Genomic DNA, 21,478 nt, shown 5'->3' on the forward strand with positions numbered 1-21,478 from the left:
GCTTCTCCTCACTCCGGCAACGGTATATGTGCGAAGTCGTCGGATGGTGGAATCGTCCGTCCGGTAAAAGGATTCACCGTTTGACCCATGCCATTCATATACACTACATAACCATTCGGATACTGGGGCGTCGGCTCCATGACGCGAATAGTTGTCACCCGCGGATCGCAGCCCGCCTGTCCGGGCTGGATGGGGAAAAGCCACCCCTTACCGGAATCTGCTGGCCCGGTTGAACTTTCCCCGGCAGGAACGCCCGGCAGCTGCTCCCCGTGCGGGCCGGCGACGGTTTCCGGCGGATGCTGATGGAATAGGACGTCAAGATATTGCCGCTTTTCCGAGTTCAGCTGCTCAGCCTCGAAGTTGAAATCGGCTCGTCGCGGATCATTGGGCGGCAGCCGATCAATGACCGGCTTATCGATATTGTTGTGCTCCCAAATCCTCCGGTTGACATCCCGCAGGCCCGCCTTGGCTTGCTCGCGCGACATCGCCGGCTGCGGAGCGTCTTTGAACGTGTGGTTGTCGACGCCACGAACGTGGTTGTCGGCCGGGAAGGTATCGCGGATGCCGGCGACCGCGACACTGATTTTGCCGGCGACCTCTTGGTCGAGGCTCACGAGTTGCACGGCGCGCTGGCGGATATCGCTCGCCAAGGCCTGCGCCTGAGCTTGCCGAGCGGCCTGCTGCGCGGTCGAGCCGCCGACCATACGATCGCTAACTGAAAGATCTTCGCCAACAACAAACCCCGCGCTGCGCCCGTCTTCGACGGCGTAACGCACCCGGGAGCGAGCCGCGGTGAGATCTGAAGCGGCGCCGCGTGCGACGCCTGCCGCGGCTCGGAGTTGGTCGACGACCGCGCTGGTGCTTGTCATATCGGAGTGCGTCGCGCTGCGCACCGCGAGAGCGGCATCGCCGCGCCAATCGACTGACAGCGCGTCCCGCCACACCTGGTGCGCGACGCCATAACTGCGCTCGCCGACGGTCTCCCAGTAATCGGCCGCCTCGGTCAGGTGGTCGGTCGGCCAAGCCAACAGCGCGGACAAGCCGGGAACCCCAGCGACCCCCGCCATTGCTACCCGCCGTTCACCGACGGTGCCACCGCAGCGAATTCCGTGGCGGAAGCGGCTTCACTGGACGCATAGCGGTGATCCGCTTCAGCGACAGCAGTGGCGCGTGTCCCCACCCGTGCGGCCAATCCGCTACTGAACCGGGCCACGTCGCCGTGGGCGGCGGTGACCGCAGACGCGCTGGCCTGACAGGACAAGCCCAGCGTCGGGGCCGCCAGCGTCTCACCGAGATCGCCAGCCAAGGCGCTCCAACGGGTGGCCATCGCCTGCACACCGGCCGTATCCACACGCAACGGTTGAGACACGAGCGAAGTGTATGCAGGCGAATTTACGCCTGCCAGTCACCGCGACCACGCCGGACCTGGCCGCCGCGCGCGGCCGGCCAAACTGCCGCGCGGTCTCCGCAGACGGCTCCCGATATTGCTCGAACGATGGCCTGACCTGCTCAAACTCTGTGGAGCTAAGGGGATTCGAACCCCTGACCTACTCGATGCGAACGAGTCGCGCTACCAACTGCGCCATAGCCCCTGACCGCTAGCAGGCTACCAGCCGCGGCACGAACCGCCGAACTGCCGGCACTACTCGCCGACGGCGCGCGGCAGGTCCCGGGGCCAACCGAAGTTCCGCATCGGCATCGCGTAGTCCAGGTGCTCGAAGATCGGGTCCTCGTCGTCGATTTCCAGCACCACCGCGCCGGGACGCCGCAGCCGAGACGGAACCACGTCGTAGTCGCGGTCGTAGGCGTTCTCCACGCCCATCCGCGCCCGCGCCATCCGCTGCATTCGGCGGTGGCGCACCTTCTCCTCGATCCGGGTCTGGCGCCGCAGGTACGCCAGGTACAGCAGCGTCACCGCGGTGGCGGTGCCGCACGCCCACCAGGCGCTCGGCGAGATCTTGAACGCGGCTGTGGCCGTGCCGACCAGGACGACCGCCATCACCATCAGCACCCGCTTGCGGAACTTGTACTTGCGGGCGCTGACCGCGGCGGCGGTCTTCGCGTCGAACCGGCGGCGCCGGGAGGCGTTCCGCGGGACCGGCGCCGGCATTTCCTCGTCGTCGGCCTCGGCCTCCGGCTCCAGACCCGAAGAGTCCTCGACGTATTCGAAGCCTTCGTCGTCTTCTTCGTCGCCGGCGTGGGCGACGACATCGGTGTCGGAATCCTCGTCGTCCTCGGCTTCCTCCTCGACCGCCACGCCCGCCGGAAGCGCCTGTGAATCCTCGACGACGTCGACGTCGAGGTAGTCGGGCTCGTTGCGCTCGGGCGCCGCAACCTTCATCACCACCGGGCGCAACTGGCGCAGTTCCTCGGTGTCGTGCTCGTCTGCGTCCTCTTCGTTCTCCTCCTCGGCGAGGTCGCGGTCCTCGTCGAGCTCGGTTTCGGCCGACTCTTCCGGTGGCTTCCAGTCCGGGTCGGTGCGGTGACCGGCGGCCGGACCGCTGCGCTTGATCAGGCGCGAGTTCCCGCCACCGTTGAGGACCCGGGTCGCCAGGGCCACGTCGCTGGTGCGCCGCACAGCGTCGCGTTTGCTGACCAGCATCGGCACCAAGACGAACAGCCAGAGCACTACGAGCGAGATCCACAACAGTGACTGCGGAATGCTTGGCATGACGACCTGCTCTCTTCGGTTCCGATCCCCGCGAGGCCCACCGGGTCCAGCGCGGCCGGGTCTTGGTGACCAGGACAATTACACACCTGTAATTTGCCTCTCACAAGCACCATGAGTCACTCGTGTCGCGGTAGCCACATCGCGAGGGGCGGTCAAGCCCAGCTGGCGTGTCCGCCCCGGACCAGGGTCGAGGCCACCGATCCGGACACCTCTTCGGCGGTGATGGCCATCAAGAGATGGTCCCGCCACGCCTTGTCCACCTCGAGGTAGCGCTGCAACAGCCCCTCCTGGCGGAACCCGACTTTCGCCAATACGGCTCGGCTGGCGGCGTTTTCGGGCCGCACGGTGGCCTCCACGCGGTGCAGCATCACCGGGCCGAAGCAATGGTCCAGGCCCAGCGCCAACGCCGCCGTGGCCACGCCGCCCCCCGTCGCCGACCGCGGCACCCAGTAGCCGATCCACGCCGACCGCAGCGCCCCATGGGTGACGTTGCCGATGGTCAGCTGGCCACAGAACTGCCCGTCGAGCTCGATGACGTAGGGCAACATGCGGCCGGCACGGGCCTCGGCGCGTAGGCCGGAGCACAGCGCCGGCCACGCGGCGACCGTGTGCCGGACCGTCCAATCGCCCTCCGCGCTGGGCTCCCACGGCTCGAGGTGCGCGCGGTCGGCCAACCGGATGCGGCTCCACTGGGCGCCGTCGCGCATTCGCACCGCCCGCAACCGGACCACCCCCGCCGGGACGCGCAACGGCCCGACGTCCAGCGGCCAACCCGGATGACGGGCGTTGGTACGCAACAGGTTCACGAACGCGCGGAGTCGTTGCACTTAACCGCGCTGAGCCAAGAAGGCGACGTCGACGATCTCGCCGGTGCGGATTTGTTCGGCGCCGCTGGGCACCACCACGAGGCAGTTCGCTTCGGCGAGGGTGGCCAGCAGGTGCGAGGACGCCCCCGGGGCTCCACCGAGCGCCTGCACCAGATATTCACCGGTCTCCTGGTCGCGCATCAGCTGGCCGCGCAGGTAGCCCTTGCGCCCGGCGACCGACGTGATGGGCGACAGGGTGCGGGCTTGCACGACCCGGCGCATCGGCTGGCGCTTGCCCAGGGAAAGCCGGATCAGCGGCCGCACCATCACCTCGAAGACGACCAGCGCGCTGACCGGGTTGGCGGGCAGCAGGAACGTCGGGACACCATCGCGGCCCAGCTGCCCGAATCCCTGGACGGACCCGGGATGCATCGCTACGCGGACGACTTCCATCTCCCCGAGCTCGGAAAGCACCGACCGCACCCGCTCGGCCGCGGCACCCCCGACGCCGCCGGCGATCACCACCACCTCGGCCCGGTTGACCTGGCCCTCGATGACTTCGCGGAATTCGCCGGGGTCGCTGCTGACGATGCCGATGCGGTTGACCTCCGCGCCGGCGTCGCGGGCTGCTGCCGCCAACGCGTAGGAGTTGACGTCGTACACCTGGCCGTTGCCCGGGGTGCGCGAGATGTCGACCAGTTCGCCGCCGACGGCGACCACCGTCACCCGCGGCCGCGGATGCACCAGCACCCGTTCGCGCCCGACCGCCGCCAGCAGGCCGACCTGGGCCGCGCCGATGACCGTGCCCGCACGCACCGCGACGTCACCGGGCTGCACATCGTCCCCGGTGCGGCGCACGTACGCGCCCGATGGTGCCCCGCGCAGGATCCGCACCCGCGAGCTGCCGCCATCGGTCCAGCGCAACGGGATGACGGCGTCGGCCAGCGTGGGTAACGGGGCCCCGGTGTGCACGCGGGCGGCCTGGCGGGGCTGCAGGCGGCTGGGTGTGCGCGCACCGGCCTCGACGGTCCCCATCACGGGCAGGACCAGGCCCTCGCGCCGGTCTTCGTCGAGCTCCGCATCGCCGGGCGGCTCGCCCAGACTGTCGGCGCCCACTTCGCCGATGCCCAGCACGTCGACGCTGCGCACCGCATAACCGTCGATCGCGGCCTGATCGAACCCGGGCATGGGGCGCTCGGTGACTACTTCCTCGGCGCACATCAGCCCCTGCGCCTCGGCGATGGCCACCCGGATCGGCCGCGGAGCCACCGCGGCGGCCGTTATCCGGGCCTGCTGCTCCTCCACAGAACGCACAGCGCGCCTCTCTGCCCTAGACGGGCGCCGTGTCGGGCCGGGCGCATCGGCCGGCTACTTCTCGGCCAGGCCTAACCGCGCCACCAACCATCGCCGCAAATCCGGGCCGTAGTCGTCACGATCCAATGCAAAGTCAACCGCAGCCTTGAGGTAGCCGCCGGGATTTCCCAAGTCGTGTCGGGATCCGTGATGCACGACGACATGCACGGGGTGGCCCTCCGAAATGAGCAGGGCGATCGCATCGGTCAGCTGCACTTCGCCGCCCACCCCACGGTCGACGCGGCGCAACGCGTCGAAGACGGCGCGGTCGAGCACGTAGCGGCCCGCCGCGGCCAACATCGATGGGGCGTCCTCGCGCTTGGGCTTCTCGACCATGCCGTTGACCTTCAGCACGTCGGGGTTGTCGTTGCCGGGCACCGGCTCGACATCGAAAACCCCGTAGGCGCTGATCTCTTCGGGCGTCACCTCGATGGCGCACAACACCGTGCCACCGTGGTCCGCTCGCACCTTCGCCATCGCCTCCAGCACGCCCGTCGGCAGCACCAGGTCGTCGGGCAGCAGCACCATCACGGCGTCGTCGTCGGACGTCAGCGCGGGCTCCACGCAGCTGATGGCGTGCCCCAAGCCCAGGGGCTCGGCCTGCACCACGGACTCGACCTTGATCAGCTGCGGCGCGCGACGCACCTTGTCGAGCATGGCCTTCTTGCCGCGGGCCTCCAGCGTGCCCTCGAGGACCAGGTCCTCGACAAAGTGCGCGACGACGCCGTCCTTGCCCTCGGAGGTGATGATCACCAGGCGGTCGGCGCCCGCCTCAGCCGCCTCGGCGGCGACCAGCTCGATGCCGGGGGTATCGACGACCGGCAGCAGCTCCTTGGGAACCGTTTTCGTCGCGGGCAGGAAGCGGGTACCAAGACCGGCAGCGGGCACGATCGCCGTGTGTGGGACCACCACTTTTGGGCTTGACATTGTTCACACGATAACCCGAACACGGTTTGCCGAGTCGATGTGGCGCGGCCGAAGACCCGGCTGCAATGGTTAACCCATGGCAACCACCAGCAAGGCCGTGTTGCGGGGGCAGCTGCAGGCGGCCCGGCGCCGCGTTGCCGACGCCGTTCGGGCCGACGAGGCGCGCATGTTGTGCCAGCGACTGGAGGCCGCGGAAAACTTCCTGAGCAGCGGGAGCACGATCTGCGCATACGTGCCGGTCGGCGCCGAGCCCGGCTCGATCGACATGGTGGACGTGTTGCTGCGGCTGGCCGGACGGGTGCTGCTACCGGTTGCGCGCACCACCGCCGACAACACGCCCCTGCCGATGCGCTGGGGCGAATACCGGCCCGGCACATTGGCATCGGCGCGGTGGGGATTGCTGGAGCCTCCGGAACCGTGGCTGCCGGCGTCGGCGATCGCGGAGGCGAGCCTGATCCTGGTGCCGTCGTTGGCCGTCGACCGCTCCGGGGTGCGGTTGGGCCGGGGGCGTGGTTTCTACGATCGCTCCCTGCCCGGCCGCGACCCCCACGCCCGGCTGATCGCGCTCGTGCGCGACGCGGAGTTGGTGGACGAGTTGCCCGCCGAGCCGCACGACATACCGATGACCGATGCGCTCACCCCGCGGGTGGGACTAATACCACTCGATCTGGGATAACAGATCGGGAATGAGCGGCGTCACGTGGCGGTTCTAGCACTTGAGACGTTAGAGTGCTAACAGCACTTTGCAATCACCCGGAGGTTTTTGTGCCGACTTACAGCTATCAGTGCACCGAGTGCGACGATCGCTTCGACATCGTGCAGGCCTTCACCGACGATGCGCTGACCACCTGCGAGCGCTGCTCCGGGCGGCTGCGCAAGCTCTTCAACTCCGTGGGCGTGGTGTTCAAGGGCAGCGGCTTCTACCGCACCGACAGCCGCGAGTCCGGCAACAAGAAGTCCACGAGTTCTACCAACGGGTCCTCGTCGAGCGATTCCGGGTCGACCTCGGGATCCGCGGAGAAGTCCGGGTCGAGCGAGAAATCCGGCTCGACCGAGAAGTCGAGCAGTACCTCGACGGCGTCCGCCGCCGCTGCCTCGAGTTAACGGGTTATCCACAAACGCTTTTGCCGCCGGCATGCGCCGGTGACCGCGTTGCGCTTACGTTCGCGGAGTGGGCGAATCATCGCTGAATCCAAGCCTGTTCAGCCGCCTCTTGATGCTGCGTCCGGATTGGACCAAGACCGTGCTGGCGCGGCGTGTCGCCGCCGGCGGGCTCGTCGTGCTGGCCGCCCTGGCGGCGCTGCGCTGCGACCCGGCCGGTGACTATGCCGAGGTGCTGATCGCCGATCACGACCTGCGGCCGGGCGCCGCGTTGACCCCCGCCGATGTCCGTCTCGAAAAGCGTTTGGCCTCAACCGTTCCCGATGGGTCACTGACCGACGTCAGCGCCGTGGCCGGTTCGACGCTGGCCGGCCCGGCGAGGCGCGGCGAGGTGCTCACCGATGTGCGGCTGTTGGGCAGCCGGCTGGCCGAGGCCGCAATCGCGTCGAAGGCGGGTCCCGGCGCCCGCATCGTGCCGCTGCGGCTGGCGGATAGCGCCCTGATCGACCTTGTCCGCGTCGGCGACGTCGTCGACGTGCTGGCCGCACCGACAACCGGCTCACCGGAGACTCCCCAGGCCGCCCCGAAGGTGGTGGCCACCGACGCCGTCGTGGTGCTCGTGTCGGCCAGGCCAAAGGTCCAGGGCGCGGACGGTGACCGCGTAGTCTTAGTTGCGCTGCCGGCTCGCGTGGCGAATACGGTGGCGGGCTCGGCGCTGGGTCAGGCGGTGACCCTCACCCTGCACTGAGTGCCTCCCCGCCGTCGGCCACGCGGCCGACAGCAAACTCTGCCCAATCCCAGGAAGGACATCTCAATGTTCAAAGGGTTCAAGGAGTTTCTCTCGCGGGGCAACATCGTCGACCTGGCCGTCGCGGTGGTCATCGGTACCGCCTTCACCGCACTGGTCACCAAGTTCACCGACAGCATCATCGCGCCGCTGATCAACCGGATCGGCGTCAAACAGCAATCCAACGTCGGCGCCTTGAAGATCAGCATCGGCGGCGGCCAGACCATCGACCTGAACATCCTGCTATCGGCCGCGATCAACTTCGTGCTCATCGCCGCGGTCGTCTACTTCTTCGTCGTGCTGCCCTACAACACGCTGCGTAAGCGCGGTGAGGTCGAGCAGGCCGACGACGCCCAGGTTGTCCTGCTCACCGAAATCCGGGACCTGCTCGCCCAGACCGACGGAGATTCGTCGGGCAAGCACGGCGGGACGACCACTACGCCCCCACCCGAGCACGGACCACGCGCCGACGCCGAGTCACAGACCTAGGCGGTCAGATCTCCAGGCTCGACAGCTGCCCGATGATTTGAGCGGCCAGCGGATTCAGCGTCGCCATTCCGTCGCGCACCGCGTACCGGGAACCGGCCAGGTTCACCACCAACGTGCTTCCGGACACCCCGGCCAGGCCGCGTGACAGCCCGGCGTCGATGATCCCCGCGGACAGCCCCGAGCCTCGAATGGCTTCGGCAATGCCGAGGATTTCCCGGTCCAGGATTTCGCGGGTGGCCTCCGGGGTGACGTCGCGCGGGGTGACACCCGTACCGCCAACGGAGACCACCAGGTCCACGCCGCCGATCACCGCGGTGTTGAGCGCGTTGCGAATCTCGACCTCGTCCGCCGCGACCGCAACCACACCGTCGACGACGAATCCGGCCTCGGTCAGCAGTTCGGTTACCAGCGGACCGCTGTGGTCCTCGTCCCCGTGAGCGGTGCGATCGTCGACCACCACGACCAGGGCCCGGCCGACTACCAACTCCGCACCCGTATCCATGGGTGCCACGGTATAACCGAGCTCCGACAATCCCGCCGCCGAGGGTTCTTCGACTCGCATTACTGATCCGCCTTCCCCAGGGTCACCGGCACGGTACGGCTGCCACCAGCGGGATCCTGGAAGGTCAGCGAGATCTTGTCGCCGGGCGCCTTGGACCGCACGGCCGCGACCAGGGCGTCAGCGCTGCTGATCGGACGATCGTCGACCTTGGTGACGATCACATTCTTGGGCACGCCGGCGCTCGAGGCCGCACCACCCGGCACGACGTCGACGACCTTGGCGCCCGGGGAGCCCTTGTCGTTCGTCACCTGCACGCCGAGCGAGGCGTGGGACGCCTTGCCGCTGCTGATCAGCTCGTCGGCGATGCGCTTGGCCTGGTCGACCGGGATCGCGAACCCGAGCCCGATCGAACCGCTCTGGGCATCCGGCGAATCGGCACCCAGGGTGGCGATGGCCGAGTTCACGCCCACCAGCTGGCCGTTCATGTTGACCAGCGCGCCGCCGGAGTTACCCGGGTTGATGGCGGCGTCGGTCTGGATCGCGTCCAGCACGGTGTTCTGGTTGCCCGACTCACCCGTGGTGGACACCGGCCGATTCAGCGCGCTGACGATCCCGGTGGTCACCGTGCCCGACAGACCCAGCGGCGACCCGATGGCCACCACCGGTTGGCCGACGCGGAGATCCGACGAGGAGCCCAGGGAGATCGGGGTGAGGCCGGAGACGCCCTGCACGCGGATCACGGCGATGTCGCTGGTGGGATCGGCGCCGAGGACCGTGAAGGGTGCGGTGCGGCCGTCGGCGAAGGTCACCGTGGTCTTGGGCGCCGGACCACCGGGTCCGCCACCGGGGCCTCCGGGCGGACCGCCGGGGGGTGCCGCGGGGCCCTTCGGCGGCCCCGCGGCCGCCGCGACCACGTGGTTGTTGGTCAGGATCAGCCCGTCGGCGGAAAGGATGATGCCGGAGCCCTCTTCGGACTGGCGGCCCAGATCCGTCTCCAGCATGACGACGCTGGGCACCACCTTGGAGGCGACCTGTTCGACGCTGCCCGGCGGCATGTTCGCCGCCGGGACGGTGGGGGCGCCGATGACGCTGCGCCCGTTGCCGCTGGTGGTGTGCGTGCCCAGCTCGACAGCCGTCGCCGCGGCCCCGCCGATGCCCGCCGACACCACCGCGATGGCCAACGCGCCTACGGTCAACAGCCCTGCGCGGGAACGTTTTTGGGGACCCGGCGGCAGCATAGGGGGCAGCATGCCGGGAATCGGGCCGGTCCCGGTGGCCCCGGGCAGGGGGCCTACCCCGGTTCCCCCCGGCGTCCGGCCCGGACCGGTGCCGTTGTACGGGTCGTAGGGCTGCCGGAATTGGGAGGTCTGCGAACGCTGCCGCCAGTCGAATGGCTGGCTATACGGTTGCTGATGCCCCTGGCCGTAAGCAGAGGTCCCCGGGTGGGTCGGGGTGGGCGCAGGCTGATTCGGCGCGGGACGATATCCCGGCTGCTGCGGCGGTGGCGAATACCTCGGGTCATTCGTCATGTCGCTAGGTCGCACTTCCTCTATCTCAGTATCGGCTCGTCGGCTCGACTGGGTTCTTCAACAGTAGCTGCAGACCTACCTTGCCCGCGCGGACTGAGAGTCCACTGAGATAACGTTCGCGGGTTCCCGAGAGTTCGACTGGTCGCCGGCCACGGGGACGGTGGCATCGGTGCCGGACTCTTCCTCTGGGACACTCGCGGCGGGTGTCGGATACGGCGACGGGGGCATCCGCCGACCGGGTAGCAGCACATAAAACGAGGTTCCCGGCGGCTGTCCGCCGGGCACGGTGTCCTCGACACGAAGCAATCCACCGTGATTCAGCACGACCTTTTTGACGATCGCCAGCCCGAGCCCCGAGCCGGGCATGGCGCGTGCGGTCGTCGAACGGTAGAACCGCTCGAACACCAGCCGGCGTTCGTGCGGCGGAATGCCGGGCCCGTGGTCGGACACCACCAACTCGGCGTGCGACGGGTCGAGTTGCCGCATGGTGACGCCGACATGACCGCCCGGTGGGCTCCACTTGGCCGCGTTGTCCAACAGGTTGAGCACCGCACGCGACAGCCCCGCAGCGTCGCCGTGCATCTGCCAGGGCGTGATGGCGACGTCGAAGTGAATGTCGTTGCGGCGCCGCCGGACTCGCTCCAGGCTGCGATCGACCACCTCGGACATGTCGACCGGTTCGTGCACCACCTGGCCGGCATCGTCGCGGGTGAGGTCCACCAGATCGCCCACCAGCGTGGACAATTCCTCGATCTGGGCCAGCACGTCGGCGCGGAGCTCGACCATCTCCTGCTCGGGCAGCCGCGGCGCTCCCGGTTCCATCGATGCCATCAGCAGCTCGACGTTGGTGCGCAGGGACGTCAGCGGGGTGCGTAATTCGTGTCCGGCGTCGGTGACCAGCCGGGCTTGCCGCTCGCGGGACTCGGCCAGTGCTCGCAGCATCAAGTTGAATGCCTCGGTGAGCCTGGCCAATTCGTCGCTACCGAACACCGGAATGGGCCGCAGGTCGTCGGTGCGCGCCACCCGTTCGGCCGCTTCGGTGAGGCGGGCCACCGGACGTAGCCCCGCCCTGGTGACCATGCCGCCCGCCACGGCCGCGACCGCGACGCCGATGCCGCCGACGATCAGCAGCACCCAGCGCAGCTTGGTCATCACCGCCTCGGTCGGTTTGAGGCTCTTGGAGATCAGCAGCGAACAGCCGTTGGGCAGGTGGATGGCGAGGACTCGTTGATCGAGCGCGGTGCGGCGGGACATGAACAAATCACCGCGGATCACCGCCTTTTCGGGGGCGCCGACCGGCAACGTCTGACCCGGCTGCTGGGCGGTGTAGATCGAGTGACCCGGGTTCACCAGCATCGCGTTGACGTCCGAATAGGCGGTGCCTTCGATGGCCTTTCCGGGGTCGGCGGCCAGTGAACCGCTGGCGATCAACAGCTGCGCACGGCTTTGCAGCTGGTTGTCGATATCGCTATACAGCGCAGCCGAAATCACCGCATACACGGCGAATGCCATCAGCACCACGACCATCGCCACCATCGACATCGCCAGCAGCATGACGCGCCACCGCAGCGACAACGAGCTGGTGGCACGCAGCGGTACGCGTTGGGGTCGTTGGTACCGGATCATCGTCGGAGGCGGCTCATCACGGCGGTGTTTCCCGAAGGACGTAGCCCACGCCGCGCACCGTGTGGATCAGTCGTGGCTCGCCGTCGGCCTCGGTCTTGCGGCGGAGATAGCCGACATAGACCTCCAGCGCGTTGCCGGAGGTGGGGAAGTCGAATCCCCACACCTCCTCGAGGATCCGGCTGCGGGTGAGCACGCGGCGCGGATTGGCGATCAACATTTCGAGCAAGGCGAATTCGGTACGCGTCAGGCTGATTTGGCGTTGCCCGCGAGTCACTTCCCGGGTCACCGGGTCCAGCGCCAGGTCGGAGAACTGCATGGGCACCGATTCGGCGTCATCGTCATCCGGCTTGGTGCGGCGCAGCAGCGCCCGCATCCGGGCCAACAGCTCCTCCAATGCGAACGGCTTCGGCAAGTAGTCATCGGCGCCTGCGTCCAACCCGGCGACCCGCTCGGATACCGAATCGCGAGCGGTGAGCACCAGGATCGGCAGGTCGTCGCCGGTGCTGCGGAGCTGACGGCACACCTCGAGGCCGTCCAGCCGCGGCATCATCACATCGAGGACGAGCGCGTCGGGCCGGTCGCTGGCGATCATGTCGAGCGCCTCCAGCCCGTCATGGGCCAACTCGACCGAGTAGCCATTGAAGGAAAGCGATCGACGCAGCGACTCACGCACTGCGCGATCGTCGTCGACGACCAGTATCCGCACGGGCCTAGTGTCGTCCCGACGCCTGAGAGCGGGCTGAGAGGCGCGCCGGGTGTTTGCCGAGATTAACTAACGCCGGTCCAGGTCGATCAGACCGAGGCGGGCCGCCTTGAGCAGCCGGCGGGGCACCTTGTGCTTCTGGCCTGCGACCGTCACACCGACGAGCTCGGTCTTGGTGGCCTTCCACTGCGCGCGACGGCTTCGGGTGTTCGCGCGCGACATCCTGCGCTTGGGTACGGCCATGGTCGGGCCTAACTCCTCGTGTCCGGGGGCTTGTCGCGCGGGCGTGGCCCATGGGGCCGAACGTGCGACGATTGCTATCAGGATAGTCGGTGGCCTGCCCGGCACCAAAACGACGCCCACCGGCGCCGAGATTGCCGTGACGGCTGTGATCCCGGCGTGTCAACGACCGTGGCGGCAGTCTCGCCGCGCGGGCCGGGTGGGCGTCCTTGACGTGACACCGGCGCGACCCGCTAACCTACCGGTTGGTTGGTTGGTTTGCGCTCACCGGTGAAACGCAGATTGGAGGACCGCATGGCCTCTGCTCCTGGCCGCGACGCTGTCCGGATCGCGAACTGCTCCGGGTTCTACGGCGACCGGCTGTCGGCGATGCGCGAGATGCTCACCGGCGGTGACGTGGACTATCTCACCGGCGACTACCTGGCCGAACTGACGATGCTGATCCTGGGCCGCGACCGCATGAAGCACCCCGAGCGCGGCTACGCCAAGACGTTCCTGACCCAACTCGAGGACTGCCTCGGCGAGGCCCTTGACCGGGGCGTCCGCATCGTCGCCAACGCCGGCGGCCTCAACCCGGCCGGGCTGGCGGACGCCATACGCGCCCTGGCCGAGCGCCTCGGTATCCCGGCCCGGGTCGCCCACGTCGAAGGCGACGATCTGCTGGCGCGCGCCGCGGACCTCGGGCTGGGCACGCCCCTGACCGCGAACGCCTACCTGGGCGCCTGGGGCATCGTCGACTGCCTGGGTGACGGCGCCGACGTGGTCGTCACCGGACGGGTGACCGACGCCTCGGTGATCGTCGGGGCCGCCGCCGCGCACTTCGGCTGGGGCCGCACCGACTACGACCGGCTCGCCGGCGCGGTGGTCGCCGGCCACGTCATCGAGTGCGGCGTGCAGGCCACCGGCGGCAACTACTCCTTCTTTACGGAGGTGCCCGACCTGACCCACGCCGGCTTCCCGCTGGCCGAGGTCCACGCCGACGGCTCGTCGGTGATCACCAAGCACCCCGGCACCGGCGGGCTGGTCAGCGTCGACACCGTCACCGCGCAGCTGCTCTACGAGATCACCGGCGCGCGCTACGCCAACCCCGACGTCACCGCCCGGATGGACACCGTCGAGCTGTCCGCCGAAGGCCCCGACCGGGTGCGCATCAGCGGCGTGCTCGGCGAACCGCCGCCGCCCACCTACAAGGTGTCGCTGAACAGCATCGGCGGATTCCGCAACTCCATGACCTTCGTGCTGACTGGCCTGGACATCGAGGCCAAGGCCGGCCTGGTGCGCCGGCAGCTCGAGGCCGCGCTGACCGTCAAGCCCGCGGAGCTGCAGTGGTCGCTCGCCCGCACCGACCACACCGACGCCGACACCGAGGAAGCCGCCAGCGCGCTCCTGCACTGCGTGGTCCGCGACCCCGATCCCGCGAACGTCGGGCGCCAGTTCTCCTCGGCCGCCGTCGAATTGGCGCTCGCCAGCTATCCCGGTTTTCACGTGACCGCCCCACCCGGCGACGGCCAGGTCTACGGCGTGTTCACCGCCGGCTACGTCGACGCCAACGAGGTGCCGCACGTCGCGGTGCACGCCGACGGGACCCGCACCGATATCCCTTGCGCCACCGACACTTTGGAGTTGACACCCGCCGATGCCCCGGCATTGCCCGAGCCGATTGACGCGGGGCCGGTGCGCAGGGTGCCGCTGGGCCGCATCGCCGGGGCTCGCAGCGGCGACAAGGGCGGCTCGGCCAACGTCGGGGTCTGGGTGCGCACCGACGAACAGTGGCGCTGGCTGGCCAACACCCTGACCGTCGAGCTGCTCAAGGAGCTGCTGCCCGAAGCGGCGGAGTTCGAGGTCACCCGACACGTGCTGCCGAACCTGCGCGCGGTCAACTTCGTCATCGACGGCATTCTGGGCCAGGGTGTTGCGTATCAGGCACGTTTCGATCCGCAGGCCAAGGGGCTGGGTGAATGGCTGCGCGGCCGGCATGTCGACATTCCTGAAAGGCTGCTATGAAGCTGTGGACGACGCCGGAGCGCGAACAGCTGCGAAAGACGGTGCGCTCCTTCACCGAACGCGAGATCCTGCCCCATGCCGACGAGTGGGAGCGCATCGGCGAGTTGCCGCGCGACTTGCACCGGCGCGCCGGGGCGGCCGGCCTGCTGGGCGCGGGCTTCCCCGAGGCGGTCGGTGGCGGCGGGGGTGACGGCGCGGACGCGGTCATCATCTGCGAAGAGGTGCATCAGGCCGGCGCTCCGGGCGGGGTGTTCGCGTCGCTGTTCACTTGCGGCATCGCGGTGCCGCACATGATCGCCTCCGGCGATCAGCGGCTGATCGAGGAGTTCGTGCGGCCGACGCTGGCGGGCGACAAGATCGGCGCGCTCGCCATCACCGAGCCCGCCGGCGGCTCGGACGTCGGGCACCTACGAACCTCGGCGGTGCTCGATGGGGACCATTACGTGGTCAACGGCGCCAAGACCTACATCACCTCGGGCGTCCGCGCCGATTACGTGGTCACCGCGGTGCGCACCGGCGGCGCCGGCGCGGCCGGTGTTTCGTTGCTCATGATCGAGAAGGGCACACCGGGTTTCGAGGTGAGCCGCAAGCTGGCCAAGATGGGGTGGCGGTCCTCGGACACCGCCGAGCTGTCCTTCGTCGACGCGCGGGTGCCGGCGGCCAACCTGGTCGGCGCCGAGAACAGCGGATTCGCCCAGATCGCGCAGGCATTCGTAGCTGAGCGGATCGGCCTTGCCGCGCAGGCGTATTCGAGCGCCCAGCGGTGCCTGGACCTGACGCTGCAGTGGTGCCGCGACCGGGAGACCTTCGGCCGCCCACTGATCTCGCGGCAATCGGTGCAGAACACGCTGGCCGAGATGGCCCGGCGCATCGACGTCGCCCGGGTCTACTCTCACCACGTGGTCGAACGTCAGCTGGCCGGCGAGACCAACCTGATCGCCGAGGTGTGTTTTGCCAAGAACACCGCCGTCGAGGCCGGCGAATGGGTGGCCAACCAGGCCGTCCAGCTGTTCGGCGGCATGGGCTACATGGCCGAATCCGAAGTCGAACGCCAATACCGGGACATGCGGATCCTGGGCATCGGCGGCGGGACGACCGAAATCCTGACCTCACTTGCAGCTAAGACCCTGGGGTATCAATCGTGACCACTCTGCAGTCCACGCTCGATCCCAAGTCCCCCGCGTACGCCGACGCGTCGTCGACGGCAACCTCGAGGCTTGAGGAGATCGACGCCGAACTCGCCAAAGCGCTTGCGGGCGGGGGCCCCAAGTACGTCGAGCGGCACCACGCCCGCGGTAAGCTGACCGCGCGGGAACGCATCGAGCTGCTCGTCGACCCCGACTCCCCGTTCCTGGAGCTCAGCCCGCTAGCGGCGTGGGGCAGCGCGTTCACAGTCGGAGCCAGCACGGTCACCGGCATAGGCGTGGTGTCCGGTGTGGAATGCCTGATCGTCGCCAACGACCCGACCGTCAAGGGCGGCACCAGCAACCCGTGGACCCTGAAAAAGATACTGCGGGCCAACCAGATCGCATTCGAGAACCGACTGCCCGTCATTTCGCTGGTGGAATCCGGCGGGGCGGACCTGCCCACCCAGAAGGAAATCTTCATTCCCGGCGGGCAGATGTTCCGGGACCTGACCCGCCTGTCCGCGGCCGGGATTCCCACCATCGCACTGGTTTTCGGCAACTCCACCGCCGGCGGCGCCTACATTCCGGGCATGTCCGATCACGTCGTGATGATCAAGGAACGTTCGAAGGTGTTCCTCGCCGGTCCCCCGCTGGTGAAGATGGCCACCGGCGAAGAATCCGACGACGAGTCGCTGGGTGGTGCCGAAATGCACGCTCGCATCTCGGGTTTGGCCGACTACTTCGCCGCCGACGAGCTCGACGCGATCCGCATCGGCCGCCGCATCGTGGCCCGGCTGAACTGGGTCAAGCAGGGCCCGGCCCCGGGGCCGGTGATCGAGCCGCTGTTCGACACCGAGGAGCTCATCGGCATCGTGCCCGCGGACCTGCGCGTCCCGTTCGACCCGCGCGAGGTGATCGCCCGCATCGTGGATGGCTCGGAATTCGACGAGTTCAAGGCCATGTACGGCTCGTCGCTGGTGACGGGATGGGCCCGCCTGCATGGCTACCCCCTGGGCATCCTCGCCAACGCGCGCGGGGTGCTGTTCAGCGAGGAGTCGCAGAAGGCCACCCAGTTCATTCAGCTGGCCAACCGCTCGAACACGCCACTGTTGTTCCTGCACAACACCACCGGTTACATGGTGGGCAAGGACTACGAAGAGGGCGGGATGATCAAGCACGGGTCGATGATGATCAACGCCGTCTCCAACTCGACCGTCCCGCACATCTCGCTGTTGATCGGCGCCTCCTATGGCGCCGGCCACTACGGCATGTGCGGCCGGGCCTACGACCCGAGGTTCCTGTTCGCGTGGCCCAGCGCCAAATCGGCGGTGATGGGGGGCGCCCAGCTTGCGGGCGTCTTGTCCATCGTGGCCCGGGCCGCCGCCGAGGCCCGCGGCCAGCAGGTCGACGAGGAAGCGGACGCCGCGATGCGCGCGGCCGTCGAAGGGCAGATCGAGGCGGAGTCGTTGCCGCTGGTGTTGTCCGGAATGCTGTACGACGACGGGGTGATCGACCCGCGCGACACCCGCACGGTGCTGGGAATGTGTTTGTCCGCCATTGCCAATGGCCCGATCGAGGGGACGTCGAACTTCGGCGTCTTCCGGATGTGAGTCCCATGGTCACTCGAGTGCTGGTCGCCAACCGAGGCGAGATCGCCCGGCGGGTGTTCGCCACCTGCCGGCGGCTGGGCCTGGGCACGGTCGCCGTCTACACCGACCCCGACGCCGCCGCGCCGCACGTAGTCGAGGCCGACGCGCGGGTGCGGCTGCCCAAGACCAACGACTATCTGAACGCCGACGCGATCATCGCCGCGGCCCGCGCGGCGGGCGCCGACGCGGTCCACCCGGGCTACGGGTTCCTCTCGGAGAACGCCGATTTCGCAGCCGCCGTGCAGGGCGCTGGCCTGACCTGGGTCGGGCCACCGGTGGACGCGGTACGGGCGATGGGCTCCAAGATCGAGGCCAAAAAACTGATGGCCGCCGCCGGGGTTCCGGTGCTCGACGAGCTCGACCCCGACGCGGTCACCGAGGCGCAGCTGCCCGTCCTGGTCAAGGCCTCCGCGGGCGGTGGCGGGCGCGGGATGCGGGTGGTTCGCGAATTGTCTTCTCTCGCCGGCGAAGTCGAGGCGGCCCGGCGCGAGGCGCAGTCAGCGTTCGGCGACCCGACCGTCTTCTGCGAGCGGTACCTGCCCACCGGGCATCACATCGAGGTTCAGGTCATGGCCGACACCCACGGCACCGTTTGGGCCGTCGGGGAACGGGAGTGCTCGATTCAGCGCCGGCATCAGAAGGTCATCGAGGAGGCCCCCTCGCCGCTGGTGGAGCGCACCCCGGGCATGCGGGCCAAGCTGTTCGAAGCGGCGCGGCTGGCGGCGGGCGCCATCGGTTACGCCGGAGCCGGGACGGTGGAGTTCCTCGCCGATGACGACGGAGAGTTCTACTTCCTGGAGATGAACACGCGGCTGCAGGTCGAGCATCCGGTGACCGAGGAGACCACCGGGCTCGACCTCGTCGAACTGCAGCTCATGATCGCCGAGGGCGGCCGACTCGACGCCGAACCCCCTGCCGCCCAGGGGCATTCGATCGAGGCCCGGCTCTACGCCGAGGACCCGGCACGCGGCTGGCAGCCCCAGGCCGGCGTGATGCACAGGATCGACGTACCGGCGGTTCGGACCGAGTTCGCCTCACTCGGCCACCGGACCGGAATCCGCCTCGATTCGGGCATCCTCGACGGTTTCACGGTGTCGATCCACTACGACCCCATGCTGGCCAAGGTCATCTCGTACGCCCCGACCCGCCGGCAGGCGGCGCTCGTACTCGCCGACGCGCTGGCCCGCGCCGGCCTGCACGGCATGCGCACCAACCGTGAGCTGCTGGTCAACGTGCTGCGGCACCCGGCATTCCTCGAAGGCGCCACCGACACAGCGTTTTTCGACACGCACGGCCTGGACAAATTGTCGGCGCCGCTGGCAGACGCCGCCGTCGTCCGGCTGTCCGCGATCGCCGCCGCGCTGGCCGAGGCGGCCCATAATCGCGCGGCGGCGCCCGTCCTCGGAGCCGTCCCCAGCGGTTGGCGAAACCTGGCGTCTGGCTACCAGGTCAAGGCCTATCGTGACGACGGTGACACCGAGCAAAACATCGAATACCGGTTCACCAGAACCGGATTGGCACTGCCGAACGACGCAGGGGTGCAGCTGGTTTCCGCCACGGCCGATCAGGTCACTCTCGCGGACGACGGGGTGGCGCACACGTTCGCGATCGCGCGGTACGGTGACGACGTCTACGTCGACTCGGCCCGCGGCCCCGTTCACCTGGTCGCGCTGCCGCGCTTCCCGGAGCCGGGCTCTACGGTCGAAAAGGGCTCCCTGGTAGCGCCCATGCCCGGCAACGTCATCCGCCTCGCCGCCGCGGTCGGCGACACCGTTACCGCCGGGCAGCCACTGATCTGGCTGGAGGCGATGAAGATGGAACACACCATCACCGCACCCTCCGACGGAGTGCTCGCCGAGCTCAACGTCGGTACCGGTCAGCAAGTCGAGGTGGGCGCCGTCCTGGCACGAGTGGAATCGCCCCAAGCAGAAGGAGATTCGTAAATGACCGACACCAGCTTCATCGAGAGCGAGGAGCGGCAGGCCCTGCGTAAGTCGGTCGCCGCGTGGGCCGCCAACTACGGCAGCGAGTACTACCTCAAGAAGGCACGCGCGCACGAGCACACCGACGAATTGTGGTCGGAGGCGGGCAAGCTCGGCTTCCTCGGGGTGAACCTGCCCGAGGAGTACGGCGGTGGCGGCGCCGGCATGTACGAGCTGTCCCTGGTGATGGAGGAAATGGCGGCGGCGGGCAGCGCGTTGCTGCTGATGGTCGTGTCGCCGGCGATCAACGGCACCATCATCAGCAAGTTCGGCACCGAAGAGCAGAAGAAGCGCTGGATTCCCGGGATTGCCGACGGAACCCTGACCATGGCCTTCGCGATCACCGAGCCGGACGCCGGCTCCAACTCGCACAAGATCACCACCACCGCCCGGCGCGATGGTAGCGACTGGATCCTCAAGGGCCAGAAGGTCTACATCTCCGGTATCGACCAGGCGCAGGCCGTCCTGGTGGTCGGCCGCACCGAGGAGGCTAAGACCGGCAAGCTGCGGCCGGCACTGTTTGTGGTGCCCACCGATGCCCCCGGATTCTCCTACACACCAATCGAAATGGAGCTAGTCAGCCCCGAGCGGCAGTTCCAGGTCTTCCTCGACGACGTCCGGCTGCCGGCCGACGCGCTGGTCGGTTCCGAGGACGCGGCGATCGCGCAGCTCTTCGCCGGCCTGAACCCCGAGCGAATCATGGGCGCCGCCAGCTCGGTCGGGATGGGACGCTTCGCCCTCGACAGGGCCGCCGATTACGTCAAGACCCGCCAGGTGTGGGGTACGCCGATCGGCGCGCACCAAGGACTCTCGCACCCGCTGGCGCAGTGCCACATCGAGGTGCAACTGGCCAAGCTGATGATGCAGAAGGCCGCCGCACTCTACGACAGCGGCGATGACGCGGGCGCGGCCGAGGCCGCCAACATGGCCAAATACGCTGCGGCCGAGGCGGCTACCCGTTCGGTCGACCAGGCGGTGCAGTCGATGGGCGGCAACGGGTTGACCAAGGAGTACGGTGTCGCCGCCATGCTCGCCTCGGCCAGGCTCGGCCGGATCGCCCCGGTGAGCCGGGAAATGGTGCTCAACTTCGTGGCGCAGACGTCGCTGGGCCTGCCCCGAAGCTACTGATGGAAACGCTGGTCGAATACGCAGGGCCTGCCGATACCGGCGGCCCGTTCACGTGGCTGACGCTGAACTCGCCCCACAACCGCAACGCGCTCTCGACCGCGCTGGTCACCCAGCTGCACCAGGGCCTGCGCGATGCGCGGGCGGATCCGGCGGTGCGAGCGGTGGTGCTCGGTCACACCGGCGGCACCTTCTGCGCAGGTGCCGATTTGAGCGAGGCCGCCGGGGGCGACCCCTTCGACATGGCGGTGGCGCGTGCCCGGGAAATGACCGTGCTGCTGCGGGCCATCGTCTCCTCGCCGCTGCCGGTGATCGCCGCCATCGACGGGCATGTCCGCGCGGGTGGGTTCGGCTTGGTCGGTGCCTGCGACATCGCCGTCGCGGGCCCCCGCAGCACCTTCGCCCTGACCGAGGCCCGGATCGGCGTCGCCCCGGCGATCATCTCGCTGACGCTGCTGCCGAAATTGTCGCCGCGGGCCGCGGCGCGCTACTACCTGACCGGCGAGACATTCGACGCCGGCGTGGCGGCGGACATCGGGCTGATCACGATGGCGGCCGAGGACGTCGACGCCGCGGTGGCGAAGCTGCTCGCCGATGTGGGCCGCGGTTCGCCCCAGGGTCTGGCGGCATCCAAGGCGCTGACCACTGCGGCGGTGCTGGAAGGGTTCGACCGCGACGCCGAGCGGCTCGCTGAGGAATCGGCCCGGCTTTTCGTCTCCGACGAAGCCCGCGAGGGCATGATGGCGTTTCTGCAAAAGCGCGCCCCGAGCTGGACGAGTTAGCCAGGTGTCAAACAAGCGCCGCCGGACGAACCGGGCGGCGCGGGGCAAGGTTGCAGTTTGACCAATCCTCTTGCG

General features: G+C 68.6%; 21 protein-coding genes and 1 tRNA gene. 10 read left to right on the top strand and 12 right to left on the bottom strand.

Going from position 1 to position 21,478, the window contains the following annotated elements; all coding sequences use genetic code 11:
• Positions 1-8 precede the first annotated feature (8 nt).
• The 7 genes from A5756_RS26555 to A5756_RS22000 all read right to left on the bottom strand — a co-directional run bounded on the left by A5756_RS26555 (position 9) and on the right by A5756_RS22000 (position 5,757).
• Positions 9-1,067: a hypothetical protein gene (locus A5756_RS26555; protein WP_066957427.1), complete on the bottom strand. Its 1,059-nt coding sequence runs from the start codon at positions 1,065-1,067 to the stop codon at positions 9-11.
• Positions 1,068-1,069: 2 nt separating this feature from the next.
• On the bottom strand, positions 1,070-1,369 hold the full coding sequence (locus tag A5756_RS21975) for a hypothetical protein (RefSeq protein WP_232005390.1): 300 nt from the start codon (positions 1,367-1,369) through the stop codon (positions 1,070-1,072).
• Positions 1,370-1,519: 150 nt separating this feature from the next.
• Positions 1,520-1,592 (bottom strand) — tRNA-Ala (locus A5756_RS21980).
• Between the two features lie 50 nt (positions 1,593-1,642).
• Entirely contained in the window at positions 1,643-2,671 is a 1,029-nt protein-coding gene (glpR, locus tag A5756_RS21985; protein ID WP_066957429.1) for a gephyrin-like molybdotransferase receptor GlpR, read from the bottom strand.
• Between the two features lie 152 nt (positions 2,672-2,823).
• Positions 2,824-3,477 carry a GNAT family N-acetyltransferase gene (locus A5756_RS21990; protein WP_197505814.1) on the bottom strand — a complete coding sequence of 218 codons (654 nt, stop codon included), beginning with the start codon at positions 3,475-3,477 and terminating at the stop codon, positions 2,824-2,826.
• A 21-nt stretch (positions 3,478-3,498) separates the two neighbouring features.
• Entirely contained in the window at positions 3,499-4,791 is a 1,293-nt protein-coding gene (gene glp / locus A5756_RS21995) for a gephyrin-like molybdotransferase Glp (RefSeq protein ID WP_066957432.1), read from the bottom strand.
• A 54-nt stretch (positions 4,792-4,845) separates the two neighbouring features.
• Positions 4,846-5,757, bottom strand: coding sequence for a UTP--glucose-1-phosphate uridylyltransferase (locus tag A5756_RS22000; protein WP_066957434.1), 912 nt, complete (start codon positions 5,755-5,757; stop codon positions 4,846-4,848).
• Between the two features lie 76 nt (positions 5,758-5,833).
• Here A5756_RS22000 and A5756_RS22005 point away from each other — a divergent pair, with 76 nt between their 5' ends.
• From A5756_RS22005 to mscL, 4 genes are all read left to right on the top strand, one after another.
• On the top strand, positions 5,834-6,433 hold the full coding sequence (locus A5756_RS22005; RefSeq protein ID WP_066957437.1) for a 5-formyltetrahydrofolate cyclo-ligase: 600 nt from the start codon (positions 5,834-5,836) through the stop codon (positions 6,431-6,433).
• Positions 6,434-6,522: 89 nt separating this feature from the next.
• Entirely contained in the window at positions 6,523-6,861 is a 339-nt protein-coding gene (locus A5756_RS22010) for an FmdB family zinc ribbon protein (RefSeq protein ID WP_066957439.1), read from the top strand.
• 67 nt (positions 6,862-6,928) lie between these two features.
• Positions 6,929-7,606 carry an SAF domain-containing protein gene (locus A5756_RS22015; RefSeq protein WP_066957441.1) on the top strand — a complete coding sequence of 226 codons (678 nt, stop codon included), beginning with the start codon at positions 6,929-6,931 and terminating at the stop codon, positions 7,604-7,606.
• Positions 7,607-7,672: 66 nt separating this feature from the next.
• Positions 7,673-8,134: a large-conductance mechanosensitive channel protein MscL gene (mscL, locus tag A5756_RS22020; RefSeq protein ID WP_066957443.1), complete on the top strand. Its 462-nt coding sequence runs from the start codon at positions 7,673-7,675 to the stop codon at positions 8,132-8,134.
• A 4-nt stretch (positions 8,135-8,138) separates the two neighbouring features.
• Here mscL and A5756_RS22025 read toward each other — a convergent pair whose 3' ends face one another.
• The 5 genes from A5756_RS22025 to rpmF all read right to left on the bottom strand — a co-directional run bounded on the left by A5756_RS22025 (position 8,139) and on the right by rpmF (position 12,737).
• Positions 8,139-8,696, bottom strand: coding sequence for a molybdenum cofactor biosynthesis protein B (locus tag A5756_RS22025; RefSeq protein WP_066957446.1), 558 nt, complete (start codon positions 8,694-8,696; stop codon positions 8,139-8,141).
• A complete protein-coding gene (locus A5756_RS22030) occupies positions 8,696-10,165 on the bottom strand; it encodes a S1C family serine protease (protein ID WP_066957448.1) in 1,470 nt (489 codons plus the stop codon). Before A5756_RS22030 ends, A5756_RS22025 begins: the two co-directional genes overlap by 1 nt.
• A gap of 75 nt (positions 10,166-10,240) precedes the next feature.
• Positions 10,241-11,791, bottom strand: coding sequence for a HAMP domain-containing sensor histidine kinase (locus A5756_RS22035; protein ID WP_066957449.1), 1,551 nt, complete (start codon positions 11,789-11,791; stop codon positions 10,241-10,243).
• A gap of 16 nt (positions 11,792-11,807) precedes the next feature.
• On the bottom strand, positions 11,808-12,497 hold the full coding sequence (gene mprA, locus A5756_RS22040; protein ID WP_066957451.1) for a two-component system response regulator MprA: 690 nt from the start codon (positions 12,495-12,497) through the stop codon (positions 11,808-11,810).
• Between the two features lie 66 nt (positions 12,498-12,563).
• A complete protein-coding gene (gene rpmF, locus A5756_RS22045; RefSeq protein WP_007168835.1) occupies positions 12,564-12,737 on the bottom strand; it encodes a 50S ribosomal protein L32 in 174 nt (57 codons plus the stop codon).
• Between the two features lie 291 nt (positions 12,738-13,028).
• Between rpmF and A5756_RS22050 the strand changes: the two genes are divergently transcribed.
• The 6 genes from A5756_RS22050 to A5756_RS22075 are packed head-to-tail and all read left to right on the top strand — an operon-like array spanning position 13,029 to position 21,403.
• Positions 13,029-14,738 (top strand): acyclic terpene utilization AtuA family protein, encoded by a 1,710-nt coding sequence (locus A5756_RS22050; RefSeq protein WP_066957454.1) that lies wholly within the window; start codon positions 13,029-13,031, stop codon positions 14,736-14,738.
• On the top strand, positions 14,735-15,883 hold the full coding sequence (locus tag A5756_RS22055) for an acyl-CoA dehydrogenase family protein (RefSeq protein ID WP_066957456.1): 1,149 nt from the start codon (positions 14,735-14,737) through the stop codon (positions 15,881-15,883). The genes A5756_RS22050 and A5756_RS22055 overlap by 4 nt, the downstream gene beginning before the upstream one ends.
• Entirely contained in the window at positions 15,880-17,475 is a 1,596-nt protein-coding gene (locus A5756_RS22060; RefSeq protein WP_066957458.1) for an acyl-CoA carboxylase subunit beta, read from the top strand. Before A5756_RS22055 ends, A5756_RS22060 begins: the two co-directional genes overlap by 4 nt.
• A gap of 5 nt (positions 17,476-17,480) precedes the next feature.
• Positions 17,481-19,457, top strand: coding sequence for a biotin carboxylase N-terminal domain-containing protein (locus A5756_RS22065; RefSeq protein ID WP_066957459.1), 1,977 nt, complete (start codon positions 17,481-17,483; stop codon positions 19,455-19,457).
• Complete coding sequence (locus A5756_RS22070; protein WP_066957461.1) at positions 19,458-20,624, top strand: acyl-CoA dehydrogenase family protein; 1,167 nt, start codon at positions 19,458-19,460, stop codon at positions 20,622-20,624.
• Positions 20,624-21,403 (top strand): enoyl-CoA hydratase family protein, encoded by a 780-nt coding sequence (locus tag A5756_RS22075; protein ID WP_066957463.1) that lies wholly within the window; start codon positions 20,624-20,626, stop codon positions 21,401-21,403. Before A5756_RS22070 ends, A5756_RS22075 begins: the two co-directional genes overlap by 1 nt.
• The last annotated feature ends 75 nt before the right edge of the window (positions 21,404-21,478 follow it).

This window comes from Mycobacterium sp. 852002-53434_SCH5985345, assembly GCF_001667155.1.
GTDB lineage: Bacteria > Actinomycetota > Actinomycetes > Mycobacteriales > Mycobacteriaceae > Mycobacterium.